This window comes from Peteryoungia wuzhouensis (assembly GCF_003205195.1).
In the GTDB taxonomy this organism is placed as follows: domain Bacteria; phylum Pseudomonadota; class Alphaproteobacteria; order Rhizobiales; family Rhizobiaceae; genus Allorhizobium; species Allorhizobium wuzhouense.
Genome location: NZ_QJRY01000001.1, coordinates 695,694 through 721,743, shown reverse-complemented (window position 1 = coordinate 721,743; position 26,050 = coordinate 695,694). Strand labels below are relative to the sequence as shown.

General features: G+C 62.1%; 19 protein-coding genes. 9 read left to right on the top strand and 10 right to left on the bottom strand.

What is annotated here, in order from left to right:
• Positions 1 to 15: 15 nt before the first annotated feature.
• Positions 16 to 897 (bottom strand): LysR family transcriptional regulator, encoded by an 882-nt coding sequence (locus tag DMY87_RS03620; RefSeq protein ID WP_110789892.1) that lies wholly within the window; start codon positions 895 to 897, stop codon positions 16 to 18.
• A gap of 34 nt (positions 898 to 931) precedes the next feature.
• A complete protein-coding gene (locus DMY87_RS03615) occupies positions 932 to 1,393 on the bottom strand; it encodes an Rrf2 family transcriptional regulator (RefSeq protein ID WP_110789891.1) in 462 nt (153 codons plus the stop codon).
• Positions 1,394 to 1,531: 138 nt separating this feature from the next.
• Between DMY87_RS03615 and DMY87_RS03610 the strand changes: the two genes are divergently transcribed.
• From DMY87_RS03610 to DMY87_RS03595, 4 genes are all read left to right on the top strand, one after another.
• Positions 1,532 to 2,437: an NAD(P)/FAD-dependent oxidoreductase gene (locus DMY87_RS03610; protein WP_110789890.1), complete on the top strand. Its 906-nt coding sequence runs from the start codon at positions 1,532 to 1,534 to the stop codon at positions 2,435 to 2,437.
• A gap of 100 nt (positions 2,438 to 2,537) precedes the next feature.
• A complete protein-coding gene (locus DMY87_RS03605; protein WP_110789889.1) occupies positions 2,538 to 4,034 on the top strand; it encodes a CoA-acylating methylmalonate-semialdehyde dehydrogenase in 1,497 nt (498 codons plus the stop codon).
• A 210-nt stretch (positions 4,035 to 4,244) separates the two neighbouring features.
• On the top strand, positions 4,245 to 5,312 hold the full coding sequence (locus DMY87_RS03600) for a YjgN family protein (protein WP_110789888.1): 1,068 nt from the start codon (positions 4,245 to 4,247) through the stop codon (positions 5,310 to 5,312).
• Entirely contained in the window at positions 5,302 to 6,360 is a 1,059-nt protein-coding gene (locus DMY87_RS03595) for a M48 family metallopeptidase (protein ID WP_110789887.1), read from the top strand. Before DMY87_RS03600 ends, DMY87_RS03595 begins: the two co-directional genes overlap by 11 nt.
• An 83-nt stretch (positions 6,361 to 6,443) precedes the next feature.
• Here the strand turns inward: DMY87_RS03595 and DMY87_RS03590 are convergent, their stop codons facing one another.
• Entirely contained in the window at positions 6,444 to 7,487 is a 1,044-nt protein-coding gene (locus DMY87_RS03590; RefSeq protein WP_110790366.1) for a Fe(3+) ABC transporter substrate-binding protein, read from the bottom strand.
• Positions 7,488 to 7,659: 172 nt separating this feature from the next.
• Between DMY87_RS03590 and rirA the strand changes: the two genes are divergently transcribed.
• From rirA to DMY87_RS03575, 3 genes are all read left to right on the top strand, one after another.
• Positions 7,660 to 8,142, top strand: coding sequence for an iron-responsive transcriptional regulator RirA (rirA, locus tag DMY87_RS03585; RefSeq protein WP_110789886.1), 483 nt, complete (start codon positions 7,660 to 7,662; stop codon positions 8,140 to 8,142).
• 208 nt (positions 8,143 to 8,350) lie between these two features.
• Positions 8,351 to 9,991, top strand: a complete 1,641-nt coding sequence (locus DMY87_RS03580; protein WP_110789885.1) for a GMC family oxidoreductase — start codon at positions 8,351 to 8,353, stop codon at positions 9,989 to 9,991.
• 47 nt (positions 9,992 to 10,038) lie between these two features.
• A complete protein-coding gene (locus DMY87_RS03575) occupies positions 10,039 to 10,572 on the top strand; it encodes a gluconokinase (protein WP_110789884.1) in 534 nt (177 codons plus the stop codon).
• A gap of 12 nt (positions 10,573 to 10,584) precedes the next feature.
• Here the strand turns inward: DMY87_RS03575 and aguB are convergent, their stop codons facing one another.
• The 4 genes from aguB to DMY87_RS03555 all read right to left on the bottom strand — a co-directional run bounded on the left by aguB (position 10,585) and on the right by DMY87_RS03555 (position 15,668).
• On the bottom strand, positions 10,585 to 11,454 hold the full coding sequence (gene aguB, locus DMY87_RS03570; RefSeq protein ID WP_110789883.1) for an N-carbamoylputrescine amidase: 870 nt from the start codon (positions 11,452 to 11,454) through the stop codon (positions 10,585 to 10,587).
• A 10-nt stretch (positions 11,455 to 11,464) separates the two neighbouring features.
• Positions 11,465 to 12,763, bottom strand: a complete 1,299-nt coding sequence (locus DMY87_RS03565; RefSeq protein ID WP_110789882.1) for an NAD(P)/FAD-dependent oxidoreductase — start codon at positions 12,761 to 12,763, stop codon at positions 11,465 to 11,467.
• Between the two features lie 10 nt (positions 12,764 to 12,773).
• Positions 12,774 to 14,132, bottom strand: coding sequence for a glutamine synthetase family protein (locus DMY87_RS03560; protein WP_110789881.1), 1,359 nt, complete (start codon positions 14,130 to 14,132; stop codon positions 12,774 to 12,776).
• Positions 14,133 to 14,414: 282 nt separating this feature from the next.
• A complete protein-coding gene (locus DMY87_RS03555; protein ID WP_110789880.1) occupies positions 14,415 to 15,668 on the bottom strand; it encodes an NAD(P)/FAD-dependent oxidoreductase in 1,254 nt (417 codons plus the stop codon).
• A gap of 166 nt (positions 15,669 to 15,834) precedes the next feature.
• Between DMY87_RS03555 and DMY87_RS03550 the strand changes: the two genes are divergently transcribed.
• Complete coding sequence (locus tag DMY87_RS03550; protein ID WP_110789879.1) at positions 15,835 to 16,224, top strand: YbaN family protein; 390 nt, start codon at positions 15,835 to 15,837, stop codon at positions 16,222 to 16,224.
• A gap of 31 nt (positions 16,225 to 16,255) precedes the next feature.
• Here DMY87_RS03550 and galE read toward each other — a convergent pair whose 3' ends face one another.
• Genes galE through DMY87_RS03535 form a run of 3 tightly spaced genes read right to left on the bottom strand, consistent with a single transcriptional unit; the run spans position 16,256 to position 20,557 of the window.
• Positions 16,256 to 17,242: a UDP-glucose 4-epimerase GalE gene (gene galE / locus DMY87_RS03545; protein WP_110789878.1), complete on the bottom strand. Its 987-nt coding sequence runs from the start codon at positions 17,240 to 17,242 to the stop codon at positions 16,256 to 16,258.
• Between the two features lie 60 nt (positions 17,243 to 17,302).
• A complete protein-coding gene (locus tag DMY87_RS03540) occupies positions 17,303 to 18,460 on the bottom strand; it encodes a UDP-galactopyranose/dTDP-fucopyranose mutase family protein (RefSeq protein WP_110789877.1) in 1,158 nt (385 codons plus the stop codon).
• Between the two features lie 57 nt (positions 18,461 to 18,517).
• Positions 18,518 to 20,557: an O-linked N-acetylglucosamine transferase, SPINDLY family protein gene (locus DMY87_RS03535; RefSeq protein ID WP_110790365.1), complete on the bottom strand. Its 2,040-nt coding sequence runs from the start codon at positions 20,555 to 20,557 to the stop codon at positions 18,518 to 18,520.
• A 666-nt stretch (positions 20,558 to 21,223) separates the two neighbouring features.
• Here DMY87_RS03535 and DMY87_RS03530 point away from each other — a divergent pair.
• Positions 21,224 to 25,948, top strand: a complete 4,725-nt coding sequence (locus tag DMY87_RS03530) for a beta strand repeat-containing protein (protein WP_110789876.1) — start codon at positions 21,224 to 21,226, stop codon at positions 25,946 to 25,948.
• Positions 25,949 to 26,050 lie beyond the last annotated feature (102 nt).

Below are 26,050 nucleotides of genomic sequence, written 5' to 3'. Positions count from 1 at the left end.
GCCGGTGGCCCGGCCTCAGTCGAAGATCCCGCGATCCCGCTCGACGGCCTCTTGCAGGAACTGCACCACGGCCCGCACGCGCACCAGTTCCCGCGCACTTTCATGAAAGGTCGTCCAGTAGGCGCGACGGATCGTGATGTCGGGCATCACCCGCACGAGGCTTTCATGCTGTCGTGCGATGTAGCTGTGCAGGATGCCGATCCCCGCACCGGCGAGCACGGCCTCCGTCTGGCCGATCGCCGAGGAGATCTCGAAACCGGCATTCCAGTCGCGCATGACTTCACCGGTAAAATTCAGGGATGGCGTGAAGATCAGGTCCTCGACGTAACCCACCCGCCGGTGCCGTTTCAGTTCCTCCGCCGTTACCGGCAATCCGTTCGCCTCGACATAGGCGCGCGAGGCATAGAGTCCGAGCGTGTAATCGACGAGCTTGGACGAGACGAGACGCCCCTGGTCCGGCCGCTCCAGCGTGACCGCAATATCCGCTTCGCGCTGCGACAACGAGAACGAGCGTGGCACCGGCACCAGCTGGATCTTCAGTTCGGGATGGCGCTCGATCAGGGCACCGAGGCGGGAGGCAAGGAAGAAGACGCCGAAACCGTCGGGTGCACCGATGCGCACGGTGCCCGCAACCTGCGTATCGGTCCGACCGAGGCGTGCCTGCACCTCCAGCATTTCCGTTTCCATCCGTTCTGCGGACCCGAGAAATGCCTCGCCCTCGGCGGTCAGTTCGCAGCCATTGGTACGGCGGATGAAAAGCCTTGTGGCCAGGGCCGTTTCGAGCGCCGTCAGCCGGCGCGACAGCGTCGCGTGGTTGAGACCAAGGCGCCGGGAGGCCGCGAGGATCTGGCCCGTGCGGGCGACGGCCAGAAAAATGCGAACGTCGTCCCAGTTCATGGCAAGATCTCCGGAGGGCTTTTGTGCAGGGATGTCATGCGTCGAACCCCGACAGACCGGCGCCAAGGCCCAGCATGGCCAATCGCCTGTCGAAGTCGCCGGCGATATCCGAGAGTTTGAGCGTCGCAAAGCGCGACAGCAGCAATGCTTCCGCCTCCTGCCGCGCGTCCTCCAATGCCTCGTTGACTGAAATCTCGACAAGGCATCCCGGATGATCGGAGGCCCGCACGAGACAGAAGAGCTCCGGCCGATCGAGGGCTTCGTAAACGTCGAGAAGACTGATCTGGTCCAGCCCCTTGGTCAGCTTCCAGCCGCCGCCATGGCCTTTTTCGGACTGCACATAGCCGCGCTCGCGCAAGCCCGCCATCGTCCGACGGACGACCACCGGATTGGTGTTCAGCATCTTGGCAATCAGTTCCGACGTCGCGGCATCCTTCCGGCGTCCCAGATGGATCAGCACATGCAGCATTCGGGAGAGGCGGCTATCCCCACGCATCGTCATCTCCGTGTTCGAGTGGATCAGGCGTAGCGCATGCGAGCTCACGCAACAAGTCGAGTTACATCACTTGACGAGTCCGGATCATGTAACTTAAGAAGATACATAACATCAAAAGTTACATGAAAGGCCTCCCGCATGAAATATGATGCAATCGTCGTCGGCGGCAGCTTTGCCGGCCTTTCCGCCGCCATGCAGCTGGTCCGCACCCGCCGCAACATCCTCCTGATCGACGCCGGGCGCCCGCGCAATCGCTTCGCTGAAGCTTCGCATGGCTTTCTCGGCCAGGATGGTGTGGCACCGGCGGAAATTCGCCGCCGGGCCTTGGAGCAGCTTGCCCGCTATCCGAACTTCACCCTCCTGGAAGGGGAGGCCGAGACCGCCGAGCGCCGTCTTGGCGGGTTCAAGGTGGGAATCGTCGGTGGCCGTCTGGTCGAGGCCTCCGTGCTCGTGCTCGCCCTCGGCGTCACCGATGCGCTACCGGAGATCCCCGGCCTTGCCGAACGCTGGGGCCGCACCGTCCTGCATTGCCCCTATTGCCATGGCTATGAAATCGGTGGCGGTCCGATCGGTATTCTCGCCTCGTCGCCGCTTGCGGCCCATCAGGGCGGTCTCCTGCCCGATTGGGGCAAGACGACCATGTTCGTCGAACCCGGCATCGTCTTCGAAGAGGAGCATCACGCCATGCTGCTCGCCCGCGGCGTGACCATCGAGACCGAAAGGGTCGTCGGACTGATCGGCGAGGGGCAGGCGCTGGAGGGTGTTCGCCTGGCGGATGGGCGTGTTGTGCAGGTCGACGCTCTCTTTGCTCAGTCGAAGGTATCGATCGCCTCGCCGCTGGCGTCGCAACTCGGTCTGGAACTGGAAGAAGGGCCGCAGGGTCTGCACATCAAGGTCCAGATGGGCTCGACCAGCCTGCCGGGCGTCTTTGCCGCTGGCGATGCGGCAAGTCCCATGCACAATGCCACGCTGGCGAGCGCGTCCGGCGTCATGGCCGGCATTGCCGCCCATCGCGCCCTGATTGAAGCCTCGCTCTGGACGTGATGTGTGGCTTCGATTTTTGCACAACGGATGCGGAAATCATCGCGTTGATTTGCCGAAATCGAAGCGCATACTGCCTCCATCAGAATTCAGGAGGAAACCCATGTATCAGGTTGGTCATTTCATTGGCGGCAAGCATGTCGCCGGCACTTCGGGTCGCAAGCAGCCGATCTATAACCCGGCAACCGGCGAAGTGCAGGGTGAGGTTTCGCTCGCCAGCGCCGAAGAGCTGAACGCCGCCGTGGAGAACGCCAAGTCGGCCCAGGCCAAGTGGGCCGCCACCAATCCGCAGCGCCGCGCCCGCGTCTTCATGAAGTTCGTTCAGCTCCTGAATGACAACATGGATTCACTCGCCGAGACGCTCTCGCGCGAACACGGCAAGACCATCGAAGACGCCAAGGGCGATATCGTCCGCGGCCTCGAAGTCTGCGAATTCGTCATCGGCATTCCGCATCTGTCGAAGAGCGAGTTCACCGAAGGCGCAGGCCCGAATATCGACATGTATTCGATCCGCCAGGCCGTCGGCATTGGCGCGGGCATCACGCCGTTCAACTTCCCGGCCATGATCCCGATGTGGATGTTTGCCCCGGCCATCGCCTGCGGCAACGCCTTCATCCTGAAGCCCTCGGAGCGCGATCCCTCCGTACCGATCCGTCTCGCCGAACTGATGATCGAGGCAGGCCTTCCGGCCGGTATCCTCAACGTCGTCAACGGCGACAAGTCGGCCGTCGACGGCATCCTCACGCATCCTGATATCTCGGCCGTCTCCTTCGTAGGCTCGACCCCGATCGCCCGCTACGTCTATGGAACGGCTGCCATGAACGGCAAGCGCGCCCAGTGCTTCGGCGGCGCCAAGAACCACATGATCATCATGCCGGATGCCGATCTCGACCAGGCCGCCCAGGCGCTGATGGGCGCCGGCTACGGCTCGGCCGGCGAGCGCTGCATGGCGATCTCAGTCGCAGTCCCCGTTGGCGAAGAAACCGCCAACCGCCTGATCGAAAAGCTGACCCCGATGGTCGAAAGCCTGCGCATCGGCCCTTATACCGATGACAAGGCGGACATGGGGCCTGTTGTCACCAAGGAAGCCCAGGCCCGCATCAGGTCGCTGATCGACTCGGGCGTCGAAGCGGGCGCCAAGCTCGTGGTCGATGGCCGCGACTTCAAGCTGCAGGGCTACGAGAACGGCTATTTCGTCGGCGGCTGCCTGTTCGACCACGTCACCCCTGACATGGACATCTACAAGACCGAAATCTTCGGCCCGGTTCTCTCCGTTGTTCGCGCCAAGACCTATGAGGAAGCCCTCGATCTGCCGATGAAGCACGAATACGGCAACGGTGTTGCGATCTACACCCGCGATGGTGACGCCGCCCGCGACTTCGCAAGCCGCATCAACATCGGCATGGTCGGCATCAACGTGCCGATCCCGGTTCCGCTCGCCTACCACTCCTTCGGCGGCTGGAAGTCCTCGTCCTTTGGCGATCTCAACCAGCACGGCACGGATTCGATCAAGTTCTGGACCCGCACCAAGACAGTGACCAGCCGTTGGCCGTCGGGCATCAAGGACGGCGCCGAATTCGTCATGCCGACGATGAAGTAAGCCGAGCCTACGTTTCGTGACTGCAACAATGCCATCCTCCTGCCAGGGAGGGTGGCATTGTCGCTTGAGTGGAAAAAGACGAAATTTGCGGCGACCTGTGTCATCGCACAGTGTCGTTCAACACTTGAGCCTGCTCTCTTCTCGTGGTCAATGTGTGTGACGCGTCGCCGGGGATAGTGACGCGCAGTCTGGCATTACGAGGGATATTTTATGCAAGAGGCAGTTTTTGGCCGCGCGGGGAATCTCCGCCGCGGGGAATTTCGTGGCAGCGCCGGCGAGTATTTCGGCATCTGGATCGTCAACATCCTGCTGACCATCATTACGGTCGGAATTTATTCGGCCTGGGCGAAGGTGCGCCGCAACCGCTATTTCTACGGCAATACCTTTGTCGACGACCACTCCTTCGATTACCACGCCCGTGGCCTGCAGATTTTCATCGGCCGTGCCATCGTGCTTGGCTATATCATAGTCTACAACGTCGTTCTCACCATCAGCCCGATTGCCGGTGGCGTGCTTGCGCTGCTGATGCTGGTCTTCTTGCCGTGGATCGTCATGCGCAGCCTGCGTTTCAATGCACGGGTCACCAGCTATCGCAACATTCGCTTCGATTTTGTCGGCAAGACCTGGGGCGCCGTCGTCGCCATCATCTTCGGCGGTCTCGTTTCGGTGTTTTCGCTGGGCATTCTCGCACCGTTCGCCAGCCGCTGGCTCTACGGATATATCTTCAACAACCTGCGCTACGGGGATCGCAAGTTCCAGGCCGATCCGAAGATCGGCGCGCTTTATCGCGTCTGGCTGCCAGCCTTCCTGCTGATGCTGGTCGGCGCGGCGATTGGCGGCTTCCTCGGCATGATGGCCTACTACAGCCTCGAGGGCGTCGAAGACACCATGGACGAGCCCCAGGTCCAGATCATTCTGGCGATCTATGGCGCGCTCATTCCAGCTCTCGTTCTGTGGAGCGTGGCTGCGATCTTCTACCGTGTCGGCGTCCGAAACGTTGTGATGAACTCGTCTACCTTCGACGGACGTCACCCGCTTTTCTCCGATCTCGGGCGCCTGCGCTATCTGTGGATCCTTCTCTCCAATCTGGTTGTTTCCGTCGTGACCTTCGGTCTGATGCGCCCCTGGGCTGCGGTCCGCGAGCATCGGTATGTCGTCACCCATTCCGGCATTGTCGTGGATGGCGAACTGGGGGATGTCGTCTCGTCCATCCAGGAGTCCGGATCGGCCGTCACGGCGGAGTATCTCGATCTTGAAGGGTTCGATTTTGGCTTCTGATGACAAGCGCATCGTCGCGGGCCGCTGGCATCCGCCCCGCTCCAGCCGGGCGGAGGCTGCAGGCCTCTTCGGTGAGGGCAAGACGCTCTTCGTCCGCCTGGAAACGGGCGGCGATCCCGTTTCCGTCGGCGATGTCAATCGGGTCGAGGTTTCCGACCGCATCGGCCGCGTGCCCCGGCGGATCGTATTTCCCGATGGTTCGATGTTCGAAGCCGGGGACAATGACGCGATCGACGGCTGGCTGAAGCGCCACGGCCGAACGGGCATCATCCACGAGGTGGAGCGCTTCCATCCGAGGCTCCTGGCCTTTGTCGCCGCCATCATCCTGTTGTCCTTCGCGATCTATCGTTATGCGGTTCCGGCTCTGGTCGAGATCGCTGTTGTCGTCACGCCACCTGCGGTGACCGAATGGATGGCGAGCGGCACGCTCCTGTCGCTCGACAAGGCCGTCTTCAGTCCGAGTGACCTGCCGGAGGAGAAGAAGAACGAGATCCGTTCGGCCTTCAACGAAGTTGCAGCTCACTCTGTCCGGGGAGTGGCGAGTTACAATCTCAACTTCCGCAAGGGCGGTGTCATCGGTCCGAACGCCTTTGCCCTGCCGGACGGCACCCTGGTGATAACCGACGAGCTGATCACCCTGACCGACGGGGATATGGACATGATCGTCGGTGTCCTCGCCCATGAAATCGGCCATGTCGAACGGGACCATTCGCTGCGTCAGCTCTACCGCGCCGCTGGAACGGCCGGCCTCATCATGTTGATTGCCGGCGATGTCGGATCAGCCGGAGAGGACATCCTGACCAATGGCGCAGCTCTGGTCTCCCTATCCTATTCCCGTGACGCGGAAAGCGAGGCGGACCGAATATCCGTCGAACTGATGGCAAAAGCCGGCCGCGATCCCCGGGCCATCGGACGCTTTTTTGCGCGGCTCGAGGAAAAGCTGGGCGTCGACAGTGAAACCTCGTTCATCTCCACCCATCCCGGCACGGCAGAACGCCGCCAGGCGATCGAGGATTACGTAAAGTCTCTGACGCCGGGCGGAACCTGACCAAGATCTGTGGTCGCGCAACAAGGAACAAAAAAAGGGGCAGTCGGAACTGCCCCTTTTTCTTGTCTTGTGGAGGATCGGGATTACTGCGTCGGACCTTCGTTCAGGCCCACCTTGTCGACCAGTTCGGACGCGATCTTGCGATTGGCTGCGATTTCGGTCAGCGGCAGCGTGTCCGGCTTGATGGTGCCGAAGCCGGCGACGATTTCCGAAGGCTTCGCATGCGGGCCGACCGGATATTCGAAGACCTTTTCGGCGTAGATCGTCTGGGCTTCGTCGGAGGCCAGGAATTCCATCAGCTTGACGGCATTGTCCTTGTTCGGAGCGTTCTTGGCGAGTGCCATGCCGGAGATGTTCACATGGGTTCCGCGGTCGGCGCTGTTCGGGAACAGAACCTTCACGGCAGCCGCCCAGTCCTTCTCCTCGGGATCCTTCTCGTTCGTCTTCATCAGACCGAGATAGTAGGTGTTGGCAAGGCCGAGATCGCATTCGCCGGCGAAGATCGCCTTGGCCTGGCTGCGGTCGTTGCCGTCGGGCTTCTTCACCAGGTTCTGCTTGAGGCCGGCGAGCCACTTCTCGGTGTATTCGGCACCGTGATGGGCGACCATCGAGGCAAAGAGACCGATGTTGTAGGAGTGCTGGCCGTCACGCATGCAAATGCGGCCCTTCCACTTGGGATCGGCCAGTTCTTCATAGGTGATCGCATCTTCGGACACCCGGTCCTTGGACGCATAGATCACGCGGCCGCGCGTTGTCAGGCCGAACCAGTTGCCGTCCGTGTCGCGATACTGCGCCGGGATCTGCTTGTTGATGTCCTCATCGTTGAGAGGCTGCGTGACGCCGCCGTCCTTGGCTTCGGTGAGGCGTGCGATATCAACGGTCAGGATGACGTCTGCCGGCGAGTTGGCACCTTCGGCGGAAATGCGCTCGACAAGGCCCTTATCCAGGAACAGCACGTTCGTCTTGATGCCGGTCTCTTTAGTGAACTGGTCCATCAGCGGCTGGATCAGCTCCGGCTGGCGATAGGAATAGATATTCACTTCACCTTCGGCGAGGGCGGAACCGGCCGTCAGGGCCAGCAGCGATACGGCGCCAAGCGCGATGCGACGCAGTGGGTTGTAGGTCATCATAAGTCTCCCTATCTTGCTTTGTTGAGCGCCATAATCATGAATCAAGATAAGCTGTCAATTCGAGTCCACTTTAATCACGGATACGTGAGCGGAGAACTTGAGTATTTTGGAATTGTTCAAAAGTGCAAAAAGCGCTATATACCCCTGAAGGCAACCGAAGGAATCGTGCATGCGTTTGACAAAGCAGACAAATTACGCCGTGCGCATGCTGATGTACTGCGCAGCAAACAATGAGCAGTTGAGCCGAATTCCGGAAATTGCCAAGGCTTATGGTGTCTCCGAGCTGTTCCTGTTCAAGATTTTGCAGCCGCTGAACAAGGCTGGTTTGGTCGAAACCGTGCGTGGCCGCAATGGCGGTGTGCGTCTCGGTCGTCCCGCCGACAAGATCACGCTGTTCGATGTCGTCAAGGTCACCGAAGACAGTTTCGCCATGGCGGAATGCTTCGAGGATGATGGTGACGTCGATTGTCCGCTGATCGACAGCTGTGGCCTGAACTCCGCGCTGCGCAAGGCACTCAACGCCTTCTTCGACGTGTTGACCGAATACTCGATCGACGATCTGGTGAAGGCCCGGCCGCAGATCAATTTCCTGCTCGGCATCGATGACCTTGCCCCGCGCCGCGTCACCGCGGTGACAGCGCCCGCCGCCTGACCTTTAAAGCACGGCAGGACTGCTTCCAATGACCCGCCTCTTGGCGGGTTTTTTTGTGCAAGCGCAGGGGCGGTATCGCCCGAAGATCCTTGCAGGCCAAGCTCTTGCGTCGACCGGTGGCTATGCTACGCTTACGTTCACGGCAGAATAAGTCTGATATTTGAGACGCAAGACCGGCGGGGGCCGGACAGGCCGTGTGGGGGACAGCATGGACGACTATGTGATCGTGGGAGGCGGGTCGGCCGGCGCGGTACTTGCCGCTCGCCTCAGCGAGGATCCGTCCGTCACCGTGCATCTCCTTGAAGCCGGCGGACGCGGCGACGGCATATTCGCCCGTATCCCCATGGCCGCCGCCGCCGTCGTGCCTGGCTATGTGAAAGGCAGCAACTGGCGCTTTTCCACCGTTCCGCAAAAGGGCCTGAACAACCGCATCGGCTATCAGCCACGGGGCAGGGGCCTTGGTGGCTCCAGCCTCGTCAATGCGATGCTCTATGTGCGTGGCCATCAGCGGGACTACGACGAATGGGCCGAACTGGGTTGCCATGGTTGGTCCTGGGATGACGTGCTGCCCTGGTTCCGCAAGGCGGAGGACAACATCCGCGGCGCCGATGCCCTGCATGGGCGTGGCGGGCCGCTTCAGGTCTGCGACCAGAACTGGGCGCGGCCGATCAACCTCGCCTTCATCAAGGCCTGCGAACAGAGCGGCTATCGCCACAACGACGATTTCAACGGCCCGAGCCAGGAGGGCGTGGGCCTGTATCAGGCCACGCAGTTCTGGCAGGGGCCGAAGCGCGGCGAACGCTGCTCTGCCGCTGCCGCCTATCTCCATGATGTCATGCATCGCCGCAATCTGACCGTGACGACGGAGGCGCATGTCATGCGCATACTCGTCGAGCGCGGCAGGGCGGTGGGGGTGGTTTACCGACAAGGCGGCGAGGAGCGCACGGTTCGCGCCGGCCGCGAGGTTATCCTCTCCGCTGGAGCTTTCCAGTCACCGCATATCCTGATGTTGTCGGGCATCGGCCCGGCTGACCATCTGCGCCAGCATGGGGTGGACATTGTTCTGGATCAGCCGGGGGTGGGCGCCAATCTCCAGGATCACCTGGACTACACGATGATCTTCCGTTCGCCTGACACGGATCTTTTCGGCCTCGGCCTTGCGGCGGCCCGCGATCTCCTGGGCGCTGCCAGTGAATGGCGCGCGGACCGCATGGGCCATCTCCGCTCGACCTGCGCGGAATCGGGCGGCTTCCTCAAGACCGATCCTGCCCTCGACAGGCCGGACGTCCAGCTGCATTTCCTCGTCGGCATGGTCGACGATCACGTTCGCAAGATGCACTGGGGCCATGGCTACTCCGCCCATGTCTGCGCACTGCGCCCCTATTCGCGTGGCACGGTACGCCTGGCGAGTGCCGATCCCTTCGCAGCCCCGCTCATCGACCCCGCTTTCCTGAGCGACCCCCGAGATTTGACGACCTTGCGAAAGGGCGCGCGCCGCCTGAGCGAGATCATGGCGGCTCCGGCGCTTGCCCGCTATCGCGGACGGGAAATCTATCCGGCCGGCGAAACCGATGCCGAACTGAATGCCGCCATCCGCGCCCGCGCCGATACGATCTATCACCCGGTCGGCACCTGCCGGATGGGTTCGGACGCCGCAGCCGTGGTCGATCCCGAGTTGAAATTCAACGGCATCGACGGCCTGCGCGTGGTTGACGCCTCGGTCATGCCGCGCCTGATCGGCGGCAATACCAATGCACCCGTCATCATGATGGCGGAAAAGATAGCCGCCGCCATCCGGGCGGCGCGACAACCCGCGCGCCGGGTAGAAGCCGGATTGAATTTCGCCTGAACCCTCTTATTGTCGCGCCGTCACAGGAACCGCACGACAGGAAGAGCATGCAGGCCGAACATATGACGTCGTCACCCACCGCCATCATCGTCATGGGTGTCAGTGGCTGTGGCAAATCCTCAGTCGGTGCGGATCTGGCGGCCCTGCTGGGTCTCCCCTTCATCGAGGGCGACGCTCTGCATCCTGAGGCCAATGTCGACAAGATGGCCGCCGGCACGCCGCTGACGGACGAGGATCGCTGGCCCTGGCTGACGATCATCGGCGAGACCATGGCCGATGCTTTGGCAAAGGGGCAGGGGATCGTCGTTTCCTGCTCGGCGCTGAAGAAGATCTACCGCGATCATCTGCGCCGGGCGACGTCAGGGCGGCTCACCTTCGTCTATCTGGAAGGATCGCATGCCCTGCTGAGCGCCCGCATGGGCGCCCGCACTGGCCATTTCATGCCGCCGGCCCTGCTGGAGAGCCAGCTCGCAACGCTGGAGGTGCCAACCGGCGAAGCGGGTGTCATCACCGTCTCGATCGACCAACCCGTCGCGGCCATCGTCGCCGATGCGTCGAGGGGCCTTGCCAGTCTGGCTTGATGTCCGAGAGCCTCAGCCTTCGTAACCCATCAATGCGCCATACAGCTCCGGACGACGGTCGCGGAACAGTCCCCAGGAGGCGCGTTGCCGGGCGATACCGTCGAGGTCGAACGTTGCGGTCAGCACGCCTTCCGTCTGACGATCAGCCGTTGCCACCATCGCGCCGGTCTGGTCGCAGATGAAGGAGGAACCGTAGAAGGTCAGCGATGTTCCCTTGCGGCCGTCTTCCTTCCCGATGCGATTGGAGGCGATGACGGGCATCACATTTGCCGCTGCATGGCCCTGCATCACCCGCTGCCAGTGACCGGAGCTGTCGAGGGAACTGTCCTGTGGTTCCGAACCGATGGCGGTCGGGTAGAACAGCAGTTCTGCGCCCTGCAGCGCCATGGACCGCGCGGCCTCCGGGAACCACTGGTCCCAGCAGATGCCGACGCCGATGGCGGCGTATTTGGTTTCCCAGACCTCGAAGCCGGTATCGCCGGGAGAGAAATAGAACTTCTCCGTATAGCCAGGGCCATCGGGAATGTGGCTCTTGCGATAAATGCCGAGCACCTCGCCGCCGGCATCGACGATCGCCACGCTGTTGAAGAAGGTCTGCCCGGCCTTCTCGAAGAAGCTGACCGGGATCACCACATCCAGCTCTTCCGCAAGTTTTGCGAAATGGTCGATCAGCGCGCAGTCATGGGCAGGTTTGGCGAGATCGAAGAACTCGGCGATCTGGTCCTGGCAGAAATACGGCGCCTCGAACAGCTCCTGGATCAGGACGATCTGCGCGCCATTGGATACGGCCTCGCGCACGAGCTTTTCCGCCCGGGCGATATTGCCCTGGAGATCCCAGCTGCAGGCCATCTGCGTGGCGGCGACGGTCACGGTACGGGTCATGTTTCTCTCCTCAAACGCCGAGTTTATCGCGCAGGCCGTAGTACCAAGCGCCCAGAGCTGTGAACGGGACCCGGAACAGGCGACCGCCGGGGAAGGGATAGGCCTGCAAGGACGACCAAACGTCGAACCGGCTCATCTGGCCGTGCACGGCTTCGCCCAGGATCTTGCCCAGCAGATGTGTGGTCGTCACCCCATGTCCGCTGTCGCCATGCGAGAAATAGACCGTGTCGGACAGCTTGCCCATGTGCGGGATGCGCGTCAGTGTCAGCGCGAAATTGCCGCTCCAGGCAAAGTCGATCTTCACGTCCTTCAGCTGCGGGAAGGTCTTCAGCATGTTCGGCCGGATGACGCCCGTCAGGTTCTTTGGATCCTGGCCGCCATACCCGATGCCGCCGCCATAAAGCAGGCGGTTGTCGGCCGTACGCCGGTAGTAGTCGAGCACGTAATTGGCATCCTCGACGCAGTAATTGGCCGGCAGCAGTTCTTCGATGAGTTTCGCATCGAGCGGTTCGGTTGCCATGACTTGGCTGGACACCGGCATCATCTTCTCGGTGATCTTCGGTGCCAGCCCGGCCATATAGGCATTGCCGCAGACGAGGATGTGCTTCGCCTTGACCATCCCGCCCTGCGTGCGAACAAAGGGCTGCGGGCCGGTGTCGAGATGCACGACCTTCGACTTTTCGAAGATCTTCGCACCCAGACTTTCGGCCGCTGCCGCTTCCCCCAGCACGAGGTCGAGCGGATGGATATGGCCACCCCGCCGGTCGATCATGCCGCCGACATAGCGGTCGGCCTTCACATATTTGCCGACCTCGGCCTTGGAGACCATCTCGAGCCCGTCATGGCCGTGCTTCTTCCAGTTGGCCCGCACATCGGCCATTTCCTTGACCTGCTTGTCGGTGAAGGCCGCGAAGAAACCACCGTCAACGAGGTCGCATTCGATCCCGTATTTCGCCACGCGTTCCCGAATGATCTGCCCGCCTTCGAGCGACATTTCGCCGAGCCGTGCGGCCCTGTCGGGTCCATAGCGCCGGGCGATCGTTTCCAGGTCACGGCTATAGCCGTTGACGATTTGTCCGCCATTGCGGCCGGACGCGCCAAAGCCGATGCGATCGGCTTCGAGCACGATGACCGAATATCCGCTTTCCGCGAGCTGAAGCGCCGCCGAAATGCCGGTGAAACCGGCGCCGATGACGCAGACGTCGGCCGTGTGTTCACCCTCAAGCGAGGGGCGCACGCGTTTGTCGCGGGCAGATGCCGCATAATAGGTGGCCGCATGGCCGGGATTGGGTCCGATCGACTTTTCCATGGGTCTTACCTCAAACGGTTCTGATATAGGCGTCGTATTCGACGTCGGTCACGCGCAGCGAGAACTCCGAGAGTTCCTGGTATTTGCAGGCCGTGTAGAGCCCGCGATATTTCGGCCCGAGTGCCGCATAGGCGAAGCTCGACTTGGCGAAACGCTGCAGCGAATAGTCCCAGTTGGTCGGCAGTGGCTCGTGGTTCACGGCGTGGTCGTCACCCGAGATGGCGCCACCGGGCGAAAGCTTTTCCTTCATGCCGGCCAGTGCGGCCGAGAGGATCATGGCGAGCACCAGATAGGGATTGGTATCGGAACCGGCCACGCGATGCTCGATGCGGGTTGCCGGTTTCGACGCGGTGATCACGCGCACGGCGGCCGATCGGTTGTCGATACCCCAGGACGCATAGGTCGGTGCGTGTTCCGAAGGCCGCAGGCGGCGATAGGAGTTCTGGTGCGGGGCAAAGATCGCCATGCTCTCGCCCATGTTCTCCAGAAGCCCGCCGACGGAATGGAAGAGCGCGTCGGACGGGCCGTCCTCGCCGACATAGATATTGCGGCCGTTTTCGTCCAGCACCGAGAAATGCACATGCATGCCGCTGCCGGCCTGCATGCCATAGGGCTTTGCCATGAAGGTGGCGTCGAGATCGTTGGCCCGTGCCACGCCTTTGACGATGCGCTTCAACAGCACCGCATAATCGGCCGCCGCCAGCGCATCCGGCACGTGGTTCAGGTTGATTTCGTACTGGCCCGGTCCGTTTTCGCGCAGCGTCGTGTCCGCAGGCACATTCTGGGCGCGCGCGGCCGTCGAGATGCCGTGGAAGACCTCTTCGAAGTCCTGCAGTTCGGAAATCGAAAGCACTTGCGTCTGGCCGGTATGCCAGCGACCGTCACGCGTGTTCGGCGGGCGCACCGGATCGAGCGCGGAGCGCACGGGGTCGATCAGGTAGAATTCGAGTTCCGTCGCGACGACAGGTGTGAGCTTGGCGGCAGCAAAGCGCGCCATGACATTGGCCAGAACCTGGCGCGGGTCGGCATAGAAGCTCTCGCCTTCGGTCGTATACATCTGCAGCAGAACCTGCGCCGTCGGTCGCGACAGCCAGGTCACGCGGGAGAGCGTGCCGGGAACGGGGAAGCAGATGCCGTCAGGGTCACCGGTTCCTTCGGCGAGGCCGGCAGCATTCACGTCTCGGCCCCACACGTCGAGCGCATAGACGGAGCGTGGCATTGCCATGCCCTTGGTCAGGACGTCGATGGCGCGCTCGCGCGGGATCCACTTGCCGCGCGGAACGCCGTTCACGTCGATGACGAATGCTTCGAGTACTTCAATATCGGGATTTGCCGCGAAGAATTCGCGTGCCTCTTCGGCCATGTTCATGGGTCACCGTAATGGCTGATGTCGATCGGGTTCAAAATGGCGCAGGAAAGCGCGAGCGGCTTGTCCGCTAACGATAGACGCTTTTCGCGTTATGGATCAAACACCGGCGCATGCCACTGCCCGTCTCTTCCTGATCCCCTCGACCGGCGGCGTGCTTGCGACGCAAAGTTCGTCCGGCCTGTTTCCGTCGGGAAACAATTTGATCAAATTATTCGGCCTCAGTAGCACCTGGGCTCGAAAAAGGCTAGCCCCCTGAGAAGGGGGCTAGCGGAGATTTCCGGATCAAGGGTGAAAACGCTCGGGTTTCCAGGCACTTGCGTCGAGGAAAGTCTTTTCGCCGGTGATCATTTCGGCAATCAGTCGACCCGTTGTCGGCCCAAGCGTCAGGCCATGATGGGCATGCCCGAAGGCAAACCAGAGGCCATCATGGCGCGGCGCCTTGCCGATTACCGGCATCATGTCCGGCGTGCAAGGCCGCGCGCCCATCCAGGGTTCGGCATCCAGACGGTCTGCGAGCGGGAATATTTCGCGGGCGACCTTTTCGGCGCGCGCCAGCTGTACGGGTGATTTCGGCGCATCGCGTCTGGCGAATTCCGCGCCCGTCGTCAGCCGGATGCCCTTGTCCATCGGTGCCAGGAAATAGCCGCGCTCGGCATCCATGGTCCAGTTGTTGAGAACGGCATTGCCGGCAGGCGAATAATGCATGTGGTAGCCACGCTTGACGCCGAGCAGGAAGCTGTAGCCGAATTTGCGCGTTACCTCCTCCGACCAGGGGCCGAGCGCGAGAACGACTTCATCGCCCTCGACCATTCCGTCGTCGGTCTTCACTCTCCACCCCTTACCCGAGGCGCCCTGTTCCAGGCTCAGCGCATCGCCCTTGACGAAGCGTCCTCCGAGCGATTGGAAATAGGTGAGATAGGCCTGTGTGAGCCCATGCGGGTCGGTCACAGACCAAGGGTCGTTCCACTTGAGGCCGCCGACGAAGTCGCCGCGGATATGTGGTTCTTCCGTGGCCAGATCCGCACGGCTAAGGGCGCGATAGCTGATCCCGTATTCGCGCGCCAGCCGCTCCGCTTCGGCGATCTCCTTGTCCCGCTTGGCGGTGGTTCGGAAGATCTGCATCCAGCCATCCTTGCGGATCAGATGCCCGGCATTGGCCGCTTCGATCAGGTCCTTGTGTTCCGTGACCGAGCTTTCGATCAGCGGTGCATAGGCACGCGCGATCACTTCATGTCGGCTCTTGTTGGAGTGCCACCAGTAGCGCGACAGGAAGGGCACGAGCTTCAGCATGGCGCTCGCATGGTAATGCGCGTCGATCCGGTTGTTGAAGCCGTAGCGGATCAAAAGGCCCAGATCCTGGGGAAAGCCATAGGGCACGACCCCTTCGCGCTGGATAAGTCCGGCATTGCCGAAAGAGGTTTCCTCCCCGGCGCCACGACGGTCCACCAGCACCACGGAACGGCCCCTGCGGGCAAGGTGAATGGCCGTGGAGACACCGATGATGCCGGCGCCGAGGACGATCGTGATCTTGGACATGGGCCTGCGTATTCCTAAGGACGAGATTGCCGTCCAAGGATGCATGTCCCCTGTTGCGGTGCAAACGAAAAATTGCCGCAATTCGTCTGATCCTCAACATCCTTGCCAAGTTGCGAACAAGCGGTATCTCTGGCGCAACTTAGAGCTTTGCCGCGAAGGACCCCGCATGCGTCTTCTCACTCTCGCCGCCGCTTGGCTGCTGGTCGCGATCGGCGTGGTCGGTGTCTTCCTGCCGATTCTTCCGACGACGCCCTTCATTATTCTGGCGGCAGCGCTCTTCGCACGCTCGTCACCGCGCTTCGAGAAATGGCTTCTCGATCATCCGCGCTATGGCCAGCCTTTGACCGATTGGCGTCGCGAAGGCGCCATCTCCAGGCGTGCCAAGATCGCGTCCGTGTCCTTGATGTCGATGAGTTATGTCATCGTCTGGTTCGTCGGGCCGCCGCAGCTATGGTTGAAGCTGCTGGTCGGCGCGATCCTGATCGGCTGCGCAGCCTTTATTTTAACACGGCCTGATCCCCTGGGGCCCGGCGTCGGTCCGCAGGACCAACCTTAGACGTGAAAATCGAAGGCGCTTGGTTATCCGTTCAGGAATGGCCATTGAAGCGGGAATGCCAGGTCCAGGCGGAGCGGATGATGTCGTCGATCTCGTGTTCCGGCTCCCAGCCGAGGATGGTGCGCGCCGTCTCGTTGCTGGCCACCAGAAGTGGCGGATCGCCCGCGCGCCGCTCCGCCTGCGTGACCGGCAAGGGACGTCCGGAGACGGCTTCCACGGCGGAGACGAGTTCCTTGACGCTGGTGCCGGTGCCGGTTCCCAGATTGATCGCGACCGTCTCGCCGCCGTTCAAAAGATATTCGACCGCGCGCACATGCGCATCGGCGAGATCCGTGACATGCACATAGTCGCGGATGCAGGTGCCGTCGCGCGTCTCGTAGTCGTCCCCGAAGATCGAGAAGCCGGCCCGCCGCCCGAGGGCCGCTTCGATCAGAAGGGGTACAGCATGGGTCTCAGGCGTGTGCCATTCGCCGATCCGGCCCTCGGCATCGGCGCCGGCGGCGTTGAAATAACGCAGCATGACCGAGCGCATGCGGTCGCACAGATCGAAGTCGCGCAGGGCCTGTTCGACGATGTACTTGGTGCGTCCATAAGGATTGATCGGCGCCTGCGGATGCGCCTCATCAAGGGGCATGTATTCGGGACGGCCATAGGTGGCGCAGGTAGACGAGAAGACGAAGGCGCGGATATCCGCTTCCATCATCGCCTGCAGCAGCGCGAGCGAGCCCCCGACATTGATGTCGTAGAAGGCTTCCGGCTCCTTGAACGATTGCCCGACCTCGATCAGGCCCGCAAAATGCAGCACGGCCGCCGGCTTGTGCAGTGCCAGGACCTCGCGCAGCCGTGCCCGATCACGGATATCGCCGTCTTCCACCGGCCCCCATTTCACAAATTCGCGGTGGCCGCTTGAGAAATTGTCGTAGACCACGGGCACATAGCCCTTGGCCGAGAGCGCCAGGCAGGTATGCGAACCGATATAGCCGGCACCGCCGGTGACGAGGATTTTGGTTTCGGTCATCAAACAGGGCTTTCAATATCGACGATTCGGAGCAAGACCCGGATCCATACAGGCAAGAGGTCAGACTGGCGAATGCAGGAAGACCGGCATTGCAGCATCGGCCCCGCGGCGATCGCGGAACAGACGTGCCGTATCGAGCGCTTCGCGGATTGTCACGTCCATGTCGAGATAGCGATAGGTGCCGAGGCGCCCGACAAAGGTAATCGCCTCTTCTTCTTCCGCACGGCGCACATAGGCGGCCAGCTGCTGCTTTTCCTCGACGAGCCGGATGGGGTAATAGGGAATATCCTCAGGGCCGCATTCGCGTGAGAACTCGCGGTAGCAGACGGAACCCTGATGCGTCTCCCACGGGGAGAAGTGCTTGTGCTCGGTGATGCGGGTATAGGGCACCGAGACATCGCCGTAGTTCATGACCGCGCAGCCCTGATAATCGCCGTCATAGGTAAACCGCTCGAAATCCAGCGTCCGGTAGCCCAACTGGCCGTTCTCGTAATCGAAATAGCCATCCAGCGGCCCGGAATAGAAGACATGGTCGAAGGCATCCTTCTGCGAGCGGTGGAACACCGTTTCGAGATGCAGCGTGATGCCTGGCTGGTCGAGAATGCCGCGTACCAGGTCGGTATAACCGTTCTCCGGCATGCCCTGATGTTTGTGGAAGAAATAGTTGTCGTCGTAGTTGAAGCGGACCGGCAGCCGCTTCAGGATCGAGGCGGGAAGGGCGGTCGGCGAGCAGCCCCACTGCTTCTGCGTATATCCCTTGAAGAAGGCCTCGTAGAGATCGCGGCCGACGAAACGCAGTGCCTGTTCCTCGAAGGTCTGCGGATCGGTGATGGCAGTATCGGCCTGCGTCTCCAGAAAGGCGCGCGCCTCATCGGGCCGAAGCGTCTTGCCGAAGAACTGGTTGATGGTGTGCAGGTTGACCGGCAGCGAGAAGACCTGTCCCTGGCTCGTCGTCTTCACGCGGTTCTTGTAGGGCATGAAGGTGGCGAAGCGGTTGACGTAGTCCCACACCTCGTCGTCATCGGTGTGGAAGATATGCGGGCCATAGACGTGAACCATCACGCCGGTGTCCGCATCGCGTTCCGTGTGGCAATTGCCACCGATATGGCTGCGGCTGTCGAAGATCTCGACGGAATAGCCGTCCGCTGCCAGCGCCCGTCCGATCACCGCCCCCGAAAGGCCGGCACCGACGATCGCTATTCTTCCCTTGGCACTCATCTCTATTCCCTGCTTGTCTGGTGTCTCGGCAGTCCGATCCGTTGTTGACGGAGGGGCTCAGGCCGAAGGGCCTGTCCAAAGGCGTGGGTCGCGGGGAAGCGGCGAGAATTCATTCCACCGGGCAAGTTTCTCCAGGTAGCGCTGGCGATAGGTCCCCTCATCCTGAAAGTCCGTGTTTTCGAGCATCAGCTCCGCGCCGATCTCGTAGTAGACATCGAGGTTTGTCAGGTCGGGAACCGGCGTTTCGCCCCGCTCGCATTCACCCTGCATTTGCCAGAAGAGCTCTTCCAGGCGACGAACGAGGGCAGGGATGTCGCGCAGAACACTACCGTCGCGCTGGTCCTGCAGCGACTGTCTGACAACCTTGAGGGCTGCCGGATTGCGGGCATAGGTAATCGCTTTGGCGACGTAGTCGTTGGGCGAGCTGCAGACCAGTTCGGGAATGCCGGCCGCAACCACGATGCTGCTGCAGAAGCGCGAGGCGAAGGTCTTGCCCGGCAGCGACAGCACGGGCAGACCCATGGTGATCGCATCGGCCGCCGTCGAATGGGCGCCATAGGGGAAGGTGTCGAGGAAGAGATCGGCGAGCGCGATGCGCGCGAGGTGATGCGGATTGGCGGCCTTGGGCGCGAAGATCAGCCGTTCCGGCGCCACGCCACGCTCTGTCGCCAGGGTGCGCAGGCGCTGGTTGACGACGTCAGGTCCGCCGAGAAGCCACAACACGCTGTTCGGTGTCGCGAGAAGGATGTCCATCCAGCGCGAGAAGACCGGCGCCGTGATCTTCTGCATGCCATTGAAGCAGGCGAAGACGAAGGCATCTTCCGGCAGTCCGGCTTCCGTGCGTGTCGGTGTCTTGGCGATGACGCGCTTGCGGTCGATCGGCTGGTTGCAGGGGATCCGCAATACCTTCTCAGTGTAGTAGATTTCCGCTTCCGGCGGCACGATCTGATCGTCGGCGATGAGATACTGGTGATAGGGGCTGCCCATTGAGCCGGGATAACCGCAAAAGGCGACGATCACGGGTGCCGGGCGGTAGGCAAAAATCTTGGTGCGGGCATGTTTGGTAAAGCCGTTGACGTCGACGAGGATGTCGATCTCGTCGGCCACGATCTGGTTTGCCGCCTGAAGATCGGTGATCGATGCGATGTCGCGCCAGCCGTCCACTGCAGCCTTGATCCGGTCCTGGGTGGCGTCGCCGGTACGGGCTTCGCCACAATAATAGGCGAAGATCTCCACCTGGCTCTTGTCGTGCAGCTCGAGCACTTCACGCAGCGCGAAGCCGACCGCATGATCGCGCAGGTCGGACGAGACGTAACCGATGCGCAGCCGTTGACCCGTGCCGCTCTTGATCCGTGGCGTCTGGCGGGTGAAGCCGGTCGTGTCGGGGCGGCCGACGAGGAAGGTGTTGTAGCGATAGGCCTTGGCGAGCTGGAACAGAGGGTCGTCCGAGTAGCAGCCGAGCGGAAGCGGCGACATGGCATCGACGAGATTGCGTGCCGTGACATGCTCGGAGGTGACGATGACGGGCCATTTGCATTGATGCTGGCGCAGCGACAGCCAGTGCTGTCCGGCCTCGGGTTTGTCCGGCCGCAACTCGATGGCTTGCCACAGGGCCGTCTCTGCTTCCTCCAGCAGGCCGGCCCCCTCCATCACGCGGCCGATATGCTGCAGTGTCATCAACCGGTGGCTCGACCGCTCGGCGGTGATCTCAGCCGTCTGCTCTGCATAGGCCCGCCATTGCTGGATCGCCTGCAGCGTCAGGCCGCTGTCTTCCATGGCGCGACCGAGATTGATGTGAGCCTGGCCGAATTGCGGATTGATCCGCAGGCACGCCTGAAGCGCCTGGATGGAACCGGCAAGGTCGTCCATCTGCCGCAGTGTGACGGAATAGTTGAAGTAGACGAAATGCAAAAGCGGATTGCTGTCGTTGTAAGCGATCCACGCCTTGTAGAGTTCGGCCGCCAGCACCCGCTGGCCGCCGGCGCTCAAGGTCTCTGCAACCTGGAACAGTTCGCCCAGCGGGAGCTGCTGGTTGCGGGCGCGCAACAACAGGGCGGTAAACAGCGAAGCATTATCCTGGGCGGGTGCATGATCCATGATCTGGACATTCCACGAAGGTTGGAGCCAGAGGCTCGAATTGACACGGGCGCCATCGCGCGTCATCTCATCTAGCGGCGCTAGCTTGCTTTGGGCTTGCCTCTGCATGCGGCGATGAAAAGAGGTGGAGCAATCAGAAGATCGAAATTTAGGTATGATGCATCAGTATCGCCGCGATTGTTGCTTCATGGGTCGCGGTATCTGAGTGGATGTTCAAGCATCGTGTTTCTCAATAATTGCCTGATGGGAAAATGCGACGTTTCAGGACGGCAATTAACTGAATCTTAGAATCTGAATGCAAGGTTTACATCAAGGCTTCTTCGGTCCTCCGACTCAGGATAAGTATGGAGCGATAGAATTCGGTAGAGGTTTTTGCGGCAGCAGGAACTTCATGACCTTCGAAAGCGCAGGATTAGAGATCTCCCCGGATCTCGAATGCATGATGCCTCCCGCGTTCCGGCTTCATAGCAAGCCATGTTTTACCTCAAGTTTCAGTCCGCTAGGACACCCGTTCGACGACCGCCGATGATGGCGCGCATCGAAGGGCTAAATCGCCAGCAGGTGCAGGATGCGCCTGGGTCTGCGGTGGCAGGGTTATAAATCCCTTTCACATCGCGGCGGCAGGGGAATGACATCTGCAAATCGCAACGTCAAAGGCGCGCGTAAATGACCTCGATCATCACCTCTCTGACCACCACTCAGATCAAGGCCCTCTCCACGGCCACCATCGTCTCGCTCAACACCGAAGACATGGCGGCCCTGTCTTCCGCCCAGATCAAGGTCCTTTCGTCCGCGCAGATTGCAGCGCTGGAGACGGTGGACCTCGCGGTCCTGACCTCGTCGCAGCTCAGCGCGGTTTCGGCAACCTCGATGGTGGGCCTGAGCGCTGCTCAGCTTGCCGTCATCGACTCCGCCAAGATCAGCGCCCTCGGCACCGGCCAGATTGCAGCTCTCTCCTCCGCCCAGGTCGGCAACCTCTCCTCCGCCCAGATCGCTGCAATGACCAGCACGCAGATCGGTGCACTGACCTCCACCGCCATTTCCTCCTTGGCGACAGAAGATTTCGCAACGCTTGATTCTGCCGATATCGCTGCGATCAGCAGCAAGGCCATCACCGGTCTTTCAACCGCCAACATTGCAGCTCTCACCACCGCACAGCTCGCCGGCCTCTCGACATCGCAGGTTGCAGCACTGACGACCGCCCAGGTTCGCGCCCTCAGCACAGGCAACGTGGCCGCTCTCTCGACCGCACAGGTTGGCGCTCTCGTTTCGACCCAGGCTGCCGCTCTCGGAGGCACGCAGATCCAGAGCTTGACGACGGCCCAGGTCAGCGCCCTCAGCACCAAGGCGATCTCGGGCCTGAGCTCCACCCAGATTGACACGCTGAACACAAACGTTGCCGGCTTGACCTCCAGCCAGCTGGCCGTCATGAGCTCGACGCAGCTCTCTGCCTTCCTGGCCGACGACGTCGACACCTTCTCCACTGACGAAATTGCAGCGATCAACGTCAAGGGCTTTGCCGGCCTGACGACAACCGCTCTGGCCTCGTTCGACACTGCCCAGATCGCCGCCCTGACCACCGGCCAGCTCGGTGTCATGACCTCGACGCAGATTGGCTCGCTCAGCACCACCCAGGCCGCCGCTCTGACGAGCACGCAGGCCGCCGGTGTCGGGTCGACCCAGATGGCGGCTCTGAACACGGCTAACGTCGCCGCCCTGTCTACCGCTGCCGTGGCAGCCTTGAACTCCAAGGCGATTGCTGCCTTGTCGAGCGCGCAGGTCGCAGCGTTCACCACGGACCAGGTTGCAGCCCTCACCACCAGCCAGCTGGCTGCCCTCAGCTCCGCTGCAGTCGGTGCGCTCGGTACCGACGATCTCGCAACGCTGACTTCGGCAGAGATCGCCATCATCAGCAGCAAGTCGATCGGCGGCCTCGGAACGGCTGCGATTGGTTCGCTCACCACCGCACAGACAGTCGGCCTGACCACCGGGCAGGTCGCTGCGCTGAATACGACGCAGCTCGGCGCGCTGACCACGGCCCAGACCGCGGGTCTGACGACCGCCCAGCTCGGAGCATTGAGTTCTGCCCAGATTACGGCGCTCAGCACCGCTAATCTGGCGGTTCTGAGCACCGGCCAGATCGCCGCCCTCGGATCTGCCGCTGTCGCCGCCTTGACTTCGGCGCAGTTTACCGCCCTGACGACCGCTCAGGTCGAAGCCTTGACGCCGGCGCAGGTTGCCGCCCTCGGCTCTGAAGACCTCGCAGCTCTCGGCACTGATGATCTTGCCCTCTTTTCAACTCAGGACATCGCTGCAATCTCCAGCAAGGCGATCTCTGGTCTGTCGACCGCCGGTGTGGCGGCCTTCACCACTGCTCAAGTCGCAGCCCTGAGTTCGACTCAGCTTGGCGCCATGTCCTCCGCCCAGATCGGTGCGCTGACCACGGCTCAAGTCGACGCGCTTGGCAGCACCCAGATCGCCGGCCTCGGTTCGGCAGCACTGGCAGCTCTCGGCACCGACGATGTCGCCACCTTCTCCACGGCAGAAATTGCCGCCATCAGCACCAAGGCTGTCGCCGGTCTCTCGACCGCAGCAGTTGCTGCACTGACGACGGCCCAGGCTGCAGCCCTGAGCTCTGCGCAGGTTGCTGCCCTATCGACGACACAGGTACGTGCGCTTGCGACCGGCAGCGTTGCCGTACTCTCTACCGCGCAGGTCGCCGCCCTTGGCTCGACCCAGGCTGCGGCGCTCGGCACGACCCAGCTGCAGAACATGACGACCGCTCAGATCGGTGCACTCAGCAGCAAGGCGATCGCCGGTCTGTCTTCGGCACAGATAGATGTTTTCAATACCGGACAGATCAACGGCTTCGGGACCGGCCAGCTCGCCCTCCTGAACTCGGTTCAGCTCAGCGCTCTGATGGCCGATGACATCGACACCTTCTCCACCGACGATGTCGCTGCCCTGAGCTCCAAGGCCATCGCCGGTTTGACCACCGCAGCCCTCGGCTCCTTTGACACCGCCCAGGTTGCGGCTCTCACGTCGTCGCAGGTTGGCTCTATGACTTCGACCCAGGTCGGCGCGCTGACCACGGCCCAGGCTGCAGCCTTCACGACCACGCAGGTTGCCGGTCTCGGTTCCTCGCAGATCGCCGCCCTGAACACCGCAAATCTTGCCGCGTTGACCACAGCAGCGATCGTTGCCCTGAGCTCCAAGGCCATGGCTTCGCTGAGCAGCGCTCAGATGGCCGCCCTGACGACCGCCCAGATTGCAGCCCTGTCCACCGGCCAGATCGCCGGTCTCAACTCGGCAGCGATTGCCGCCCTTGGCACGGACGACCTTGCTGCCTTCGACTCGGCGGACATCGCGCTCATCAGCAGCAAGGCTATCTCCGGCCTGACCACGGCGGCGCTTGCTAGCCTGACAACCGCACAGACCGCAGGTCTGACCACGGCCCAGATGGCTGCACTGAGCACCGCGCAGCTGGGTGCCCTGACCACCGCGCAGGCCGCTGGCCTGACGACGGGCCAGGTTGGTGCTCTGAGCTCGAAGCAGGTGGGTGGCCTCAGCACCGCAAGCCTCGCTGTCCTGACCACGGCCCAGATCAGCGCCCTCGGTTCTGCTGCCGTCGGTGCTCTGTCCTCGGCGCAGTTTACCGCCATGACGACCGCTCAGGTCGAAGCCCTGACCCCGGCACAGGTTGCCGCTCTCGGCTCCGAAGATCTGGCCGCTCTCGGAACGGACGATATCGCCCTGTTCTCCAGCCTCGACGTCGCCGCGATCTCCACCAAAGCGATCTCGGGTCTGTCGACTGCAAACGTCGCAATCCTGTCGACCGCTCAGGTCGCAGCACTGAGCTCTGCCCAGCTCGGGGCTTTGAGTTCTGGCCAGGTCGCTGTATTGACAACGGCACAGGTCGACGCGCTGACAAGCACCCAGATCGCCGGCCTGAGTTCTGCGGCGATCGCTGCACTTGGCACGGACGATCTGGCGACATTCTCGACGGCTGAAATCGCCGCCATCAACTCGAAGGGCATCGCCGGCCTGTCGACGGCTAACGTCGCTGGTCTCACGACAGCACAGGCCGCTTCGCTCTCGTCGACCCAGATCGCCGCTTTCAGCTCCACGCAGTTCGGCGCTCTGACCACCGGTCAGGTTGCCGCTCTGACCACCACGCAGGTGGGTGGTCTTGGCTCAACCCAGATCGCAGCGCTCAACACGGCGAATGTCGCTGCGCTGACGACCGGCCAGGTTGCGGTCCTCAATAGCAAGGCCATTGCAACTCTGACTTCGGCTCAAGTGTCCGCTCTGACGACTGCCCAGGTTGATGCCCTCACGACGACGCAGATCGGTTCGCTCGGCTCCGCTGCCATCGGCGCACTGGGAACTGATGACCTTGCTCTCTTCGCATCGACAGATATCGCGGCAATCAGCACCAAGGCGCTTGCTGGTCTGTCGACCGCCAACGTGGCTGCTCTGACGACCGCGCAACTGGCCGGCCTGACGTCCACCCAGTTGTCGAGCCTGTCGACGGCTCAGCTAGGCGCACTGACGACGACACAGACGGCAGCCTTGACCACCGCTCAGCTCTCAGGGCTGAAGGGAACACAGTTTGCTGCTCTGAGCACGGGGAGCATCGCGGCCCTGACCACTGCGCAGGTGGCCGGCCTGGGAACTGCGCAGATCTCTGCTCTGAGCTCCACTCAGATTGGGGTTCTCACAACGACCCAGATCGACGCCCTGACGACCACGCAGATCGCAGGCCTGAGCTCCGCCGCTCTGGCATCCTTCGGCACCGATGACTTGGCGACCTTCTCGTCGGCAGACATCGCGGCGATCAGCACCAAGGCTCTGGCTGGTCTGTCCACCGCGAATGTCGCAGCTCTGACCACGGCCCAGACGGCGGGCCTTTCCACCGCCCAGATCGCCGCGCTCGGCAGCGGCCAGATCGGCGTCCTCACCACCGGCCAGGTGGCGGGCCTGACCACGACCCAGACCGCTGCGCTCACCTCCAATCAGGTCAAGGTTCTGACCACGGCAAGCGTTGCTGCTCTGACCACCGCTCAGGTTGCGGCTCTCGGTACGGCTGCGGTCAACGCTCTGACAACCGCGCAGATCGACGCCTTCAGCACGGCGCAGGTTGAAGCTCTGACCACCGGTCAGGTTGCAGCTCTCGGTTCCGCCGCTCTTAGAGCCCTGGCAACGGCCGACTTGCTGACCTTCTCGACCGCGGATATCGCAGCGATCAGCACGAAGGCGATCACCGGTCTCGAAACCGGAGACTTTGCAAGCTTGGGGTCCGCTCAGCTTGCAGCCTTCACCGGCACGCAAGTCGGTGCGATGACCACGGACCAGATCACGGCGATCATTGCCGCCTACCAGGCGATCTAATAAATCCGGCGCGGCCTTGGCCGCGCCGCGCGACGACACGTGACAAACGACAACGGCGTCTCCCTGTGGAGGCGCCGTTGTCGTTTCTGCGGTTTGTCGGAC

What these genes read in the sequence shown, in the direction of transcription:
- DMY87_RS03620 (WP_110789892.1), bottom strand. Translation starts at nt 897, where the DNA reads ATGAACTGGGACGACGTTCGCATTTTTCTGGCCGTCGCCCGCACGGGC.
- rirA (WP_110789886.1), top strand. Translation starts at nt 7,660, where the DNA reads ATGCGTTTGACAAAGCAGACAAATTACGCCGTGCGCATGCTGATGTAC.
- DMY87_RS03580 (WP_110789885.1), top strand. Translation starts at nt 8,351, where the DNA reads ATGGACGACTATGTGATCGTGGGAGGCGGGTCGGCCGGCGCGGTACTT.
- DMY87_RS03540 (WP_110789877.1), bottom strand. Translation starts at nt 18,460, where the DNA reads ATGAGTGCCAAGGGAAGAATAGCGATCGTCGGTGCCGGCCTTTCGGGG.
- DMY87_RS03560 (WP_110789881.1), bottom strand. Translation starts at nt 14,132, where the DNA reads ATGAACATGGCCGAAGAGGCACGCGAATTCTTCGCGGCAAATCCCGAT.
- DMY87_RS03605 (WP_110789889.1), top strand. Translation starts at nt 2,538, where the DNA reads ATGTATCAGGTTGGTCATTTCATTGGCGGCAAGCATGTCGCCGGCACT.
- DMY87_RS03555 (WP_110789880.1), bottom strand. Translation starts at nt 15,668, where the DNA reads ATGTCCAAGATCACGATCGTCCTCGGCGCCGGCATCATCGGTGTCTCC.
- DMY87_RS03530 (WP_110789876.1), top strand. Translation starts at nt 21,224, where the DNA reads ATGACCTCGATCATCACCTCTCTGACCACCACTCAGATCAAGGCCCTC.
- DMY87_RS03565 (WP_110789882.1), bottom strand. Translation starts at nt 12,763, where the DNA reads ATGGAAAAGTCGATCGGACCCAATCCCGGCCATGCGGCCACCTATTAT.
- DMY87_RS03575 (WP_110789884.1), top strand. Translation starts at nt 10,039, where the DNA reads ATGCAGGCCGAACATATGACGTCGTCACCCACCGCCATCATCGTCATG.
- aguB (WP_110789883.1), bottom strand. Translation starts at nt 11,454, where the DNA reads ATGACCCGTACCGTGACCGTCGCCGCCACGCAGATGGCCTGCAGCTGG.
- DMY87_RS03550 (WP_110789879.1), top strand. Translation starts at nt 15,835, where the DNA reads ATGCGTCTTCTCACTCTCGCCGCCGCTTGGCTGCTGGTCGCGATCGGC.
- DMY87_RS03590 (WP_110790366.1), bottom strand. Translation starts at nt 7,487, where the DNA reads ATGACCTACAACCCACTGCGTCGCATCGCGCTTGGCGCCGTATCGCTG.
- DMY87_RS03610 (WP_110789890.1), top strand. Translation starts at nt 1,532, where the DNA reads ATGAAATATGATGCAATCGTCGTCGGCGGCAGCTTTGCCGGCCTTTCC.
- DMY87_RS03615 (WP_110789891.1), bottom strand. Translation starts at nt 1,393, where the DNA reads ATGCGTGGGGATAGCCGCCTCTCCCGAATGCTGCATGTGCTGATCCAT.
- DMY87_RS03600 (WP_110789888.1), top strand. Translation starts at nt 4,245, where the DNA reads ATGCAAGAGGCAGTTTTTGGCCGCGCGGGGAATCTCCGCCGCGGGGAA.
- galE (WP_110789878.1), bottom strand. Translation starts at nt 17,242, where the DNA reads ATGACCGAAACCAAAATCCTCGTCACCGGCGGTGCCGGCTATATCGGT.
- DMY87_RS03535 (WP_110790365.1), bottom strand. Translation starts at nt 20,557, where the DNA reads ATGGATCATGCACCCGCCCAGGATAATGCTTCGCTGTTTACCGCCCTG.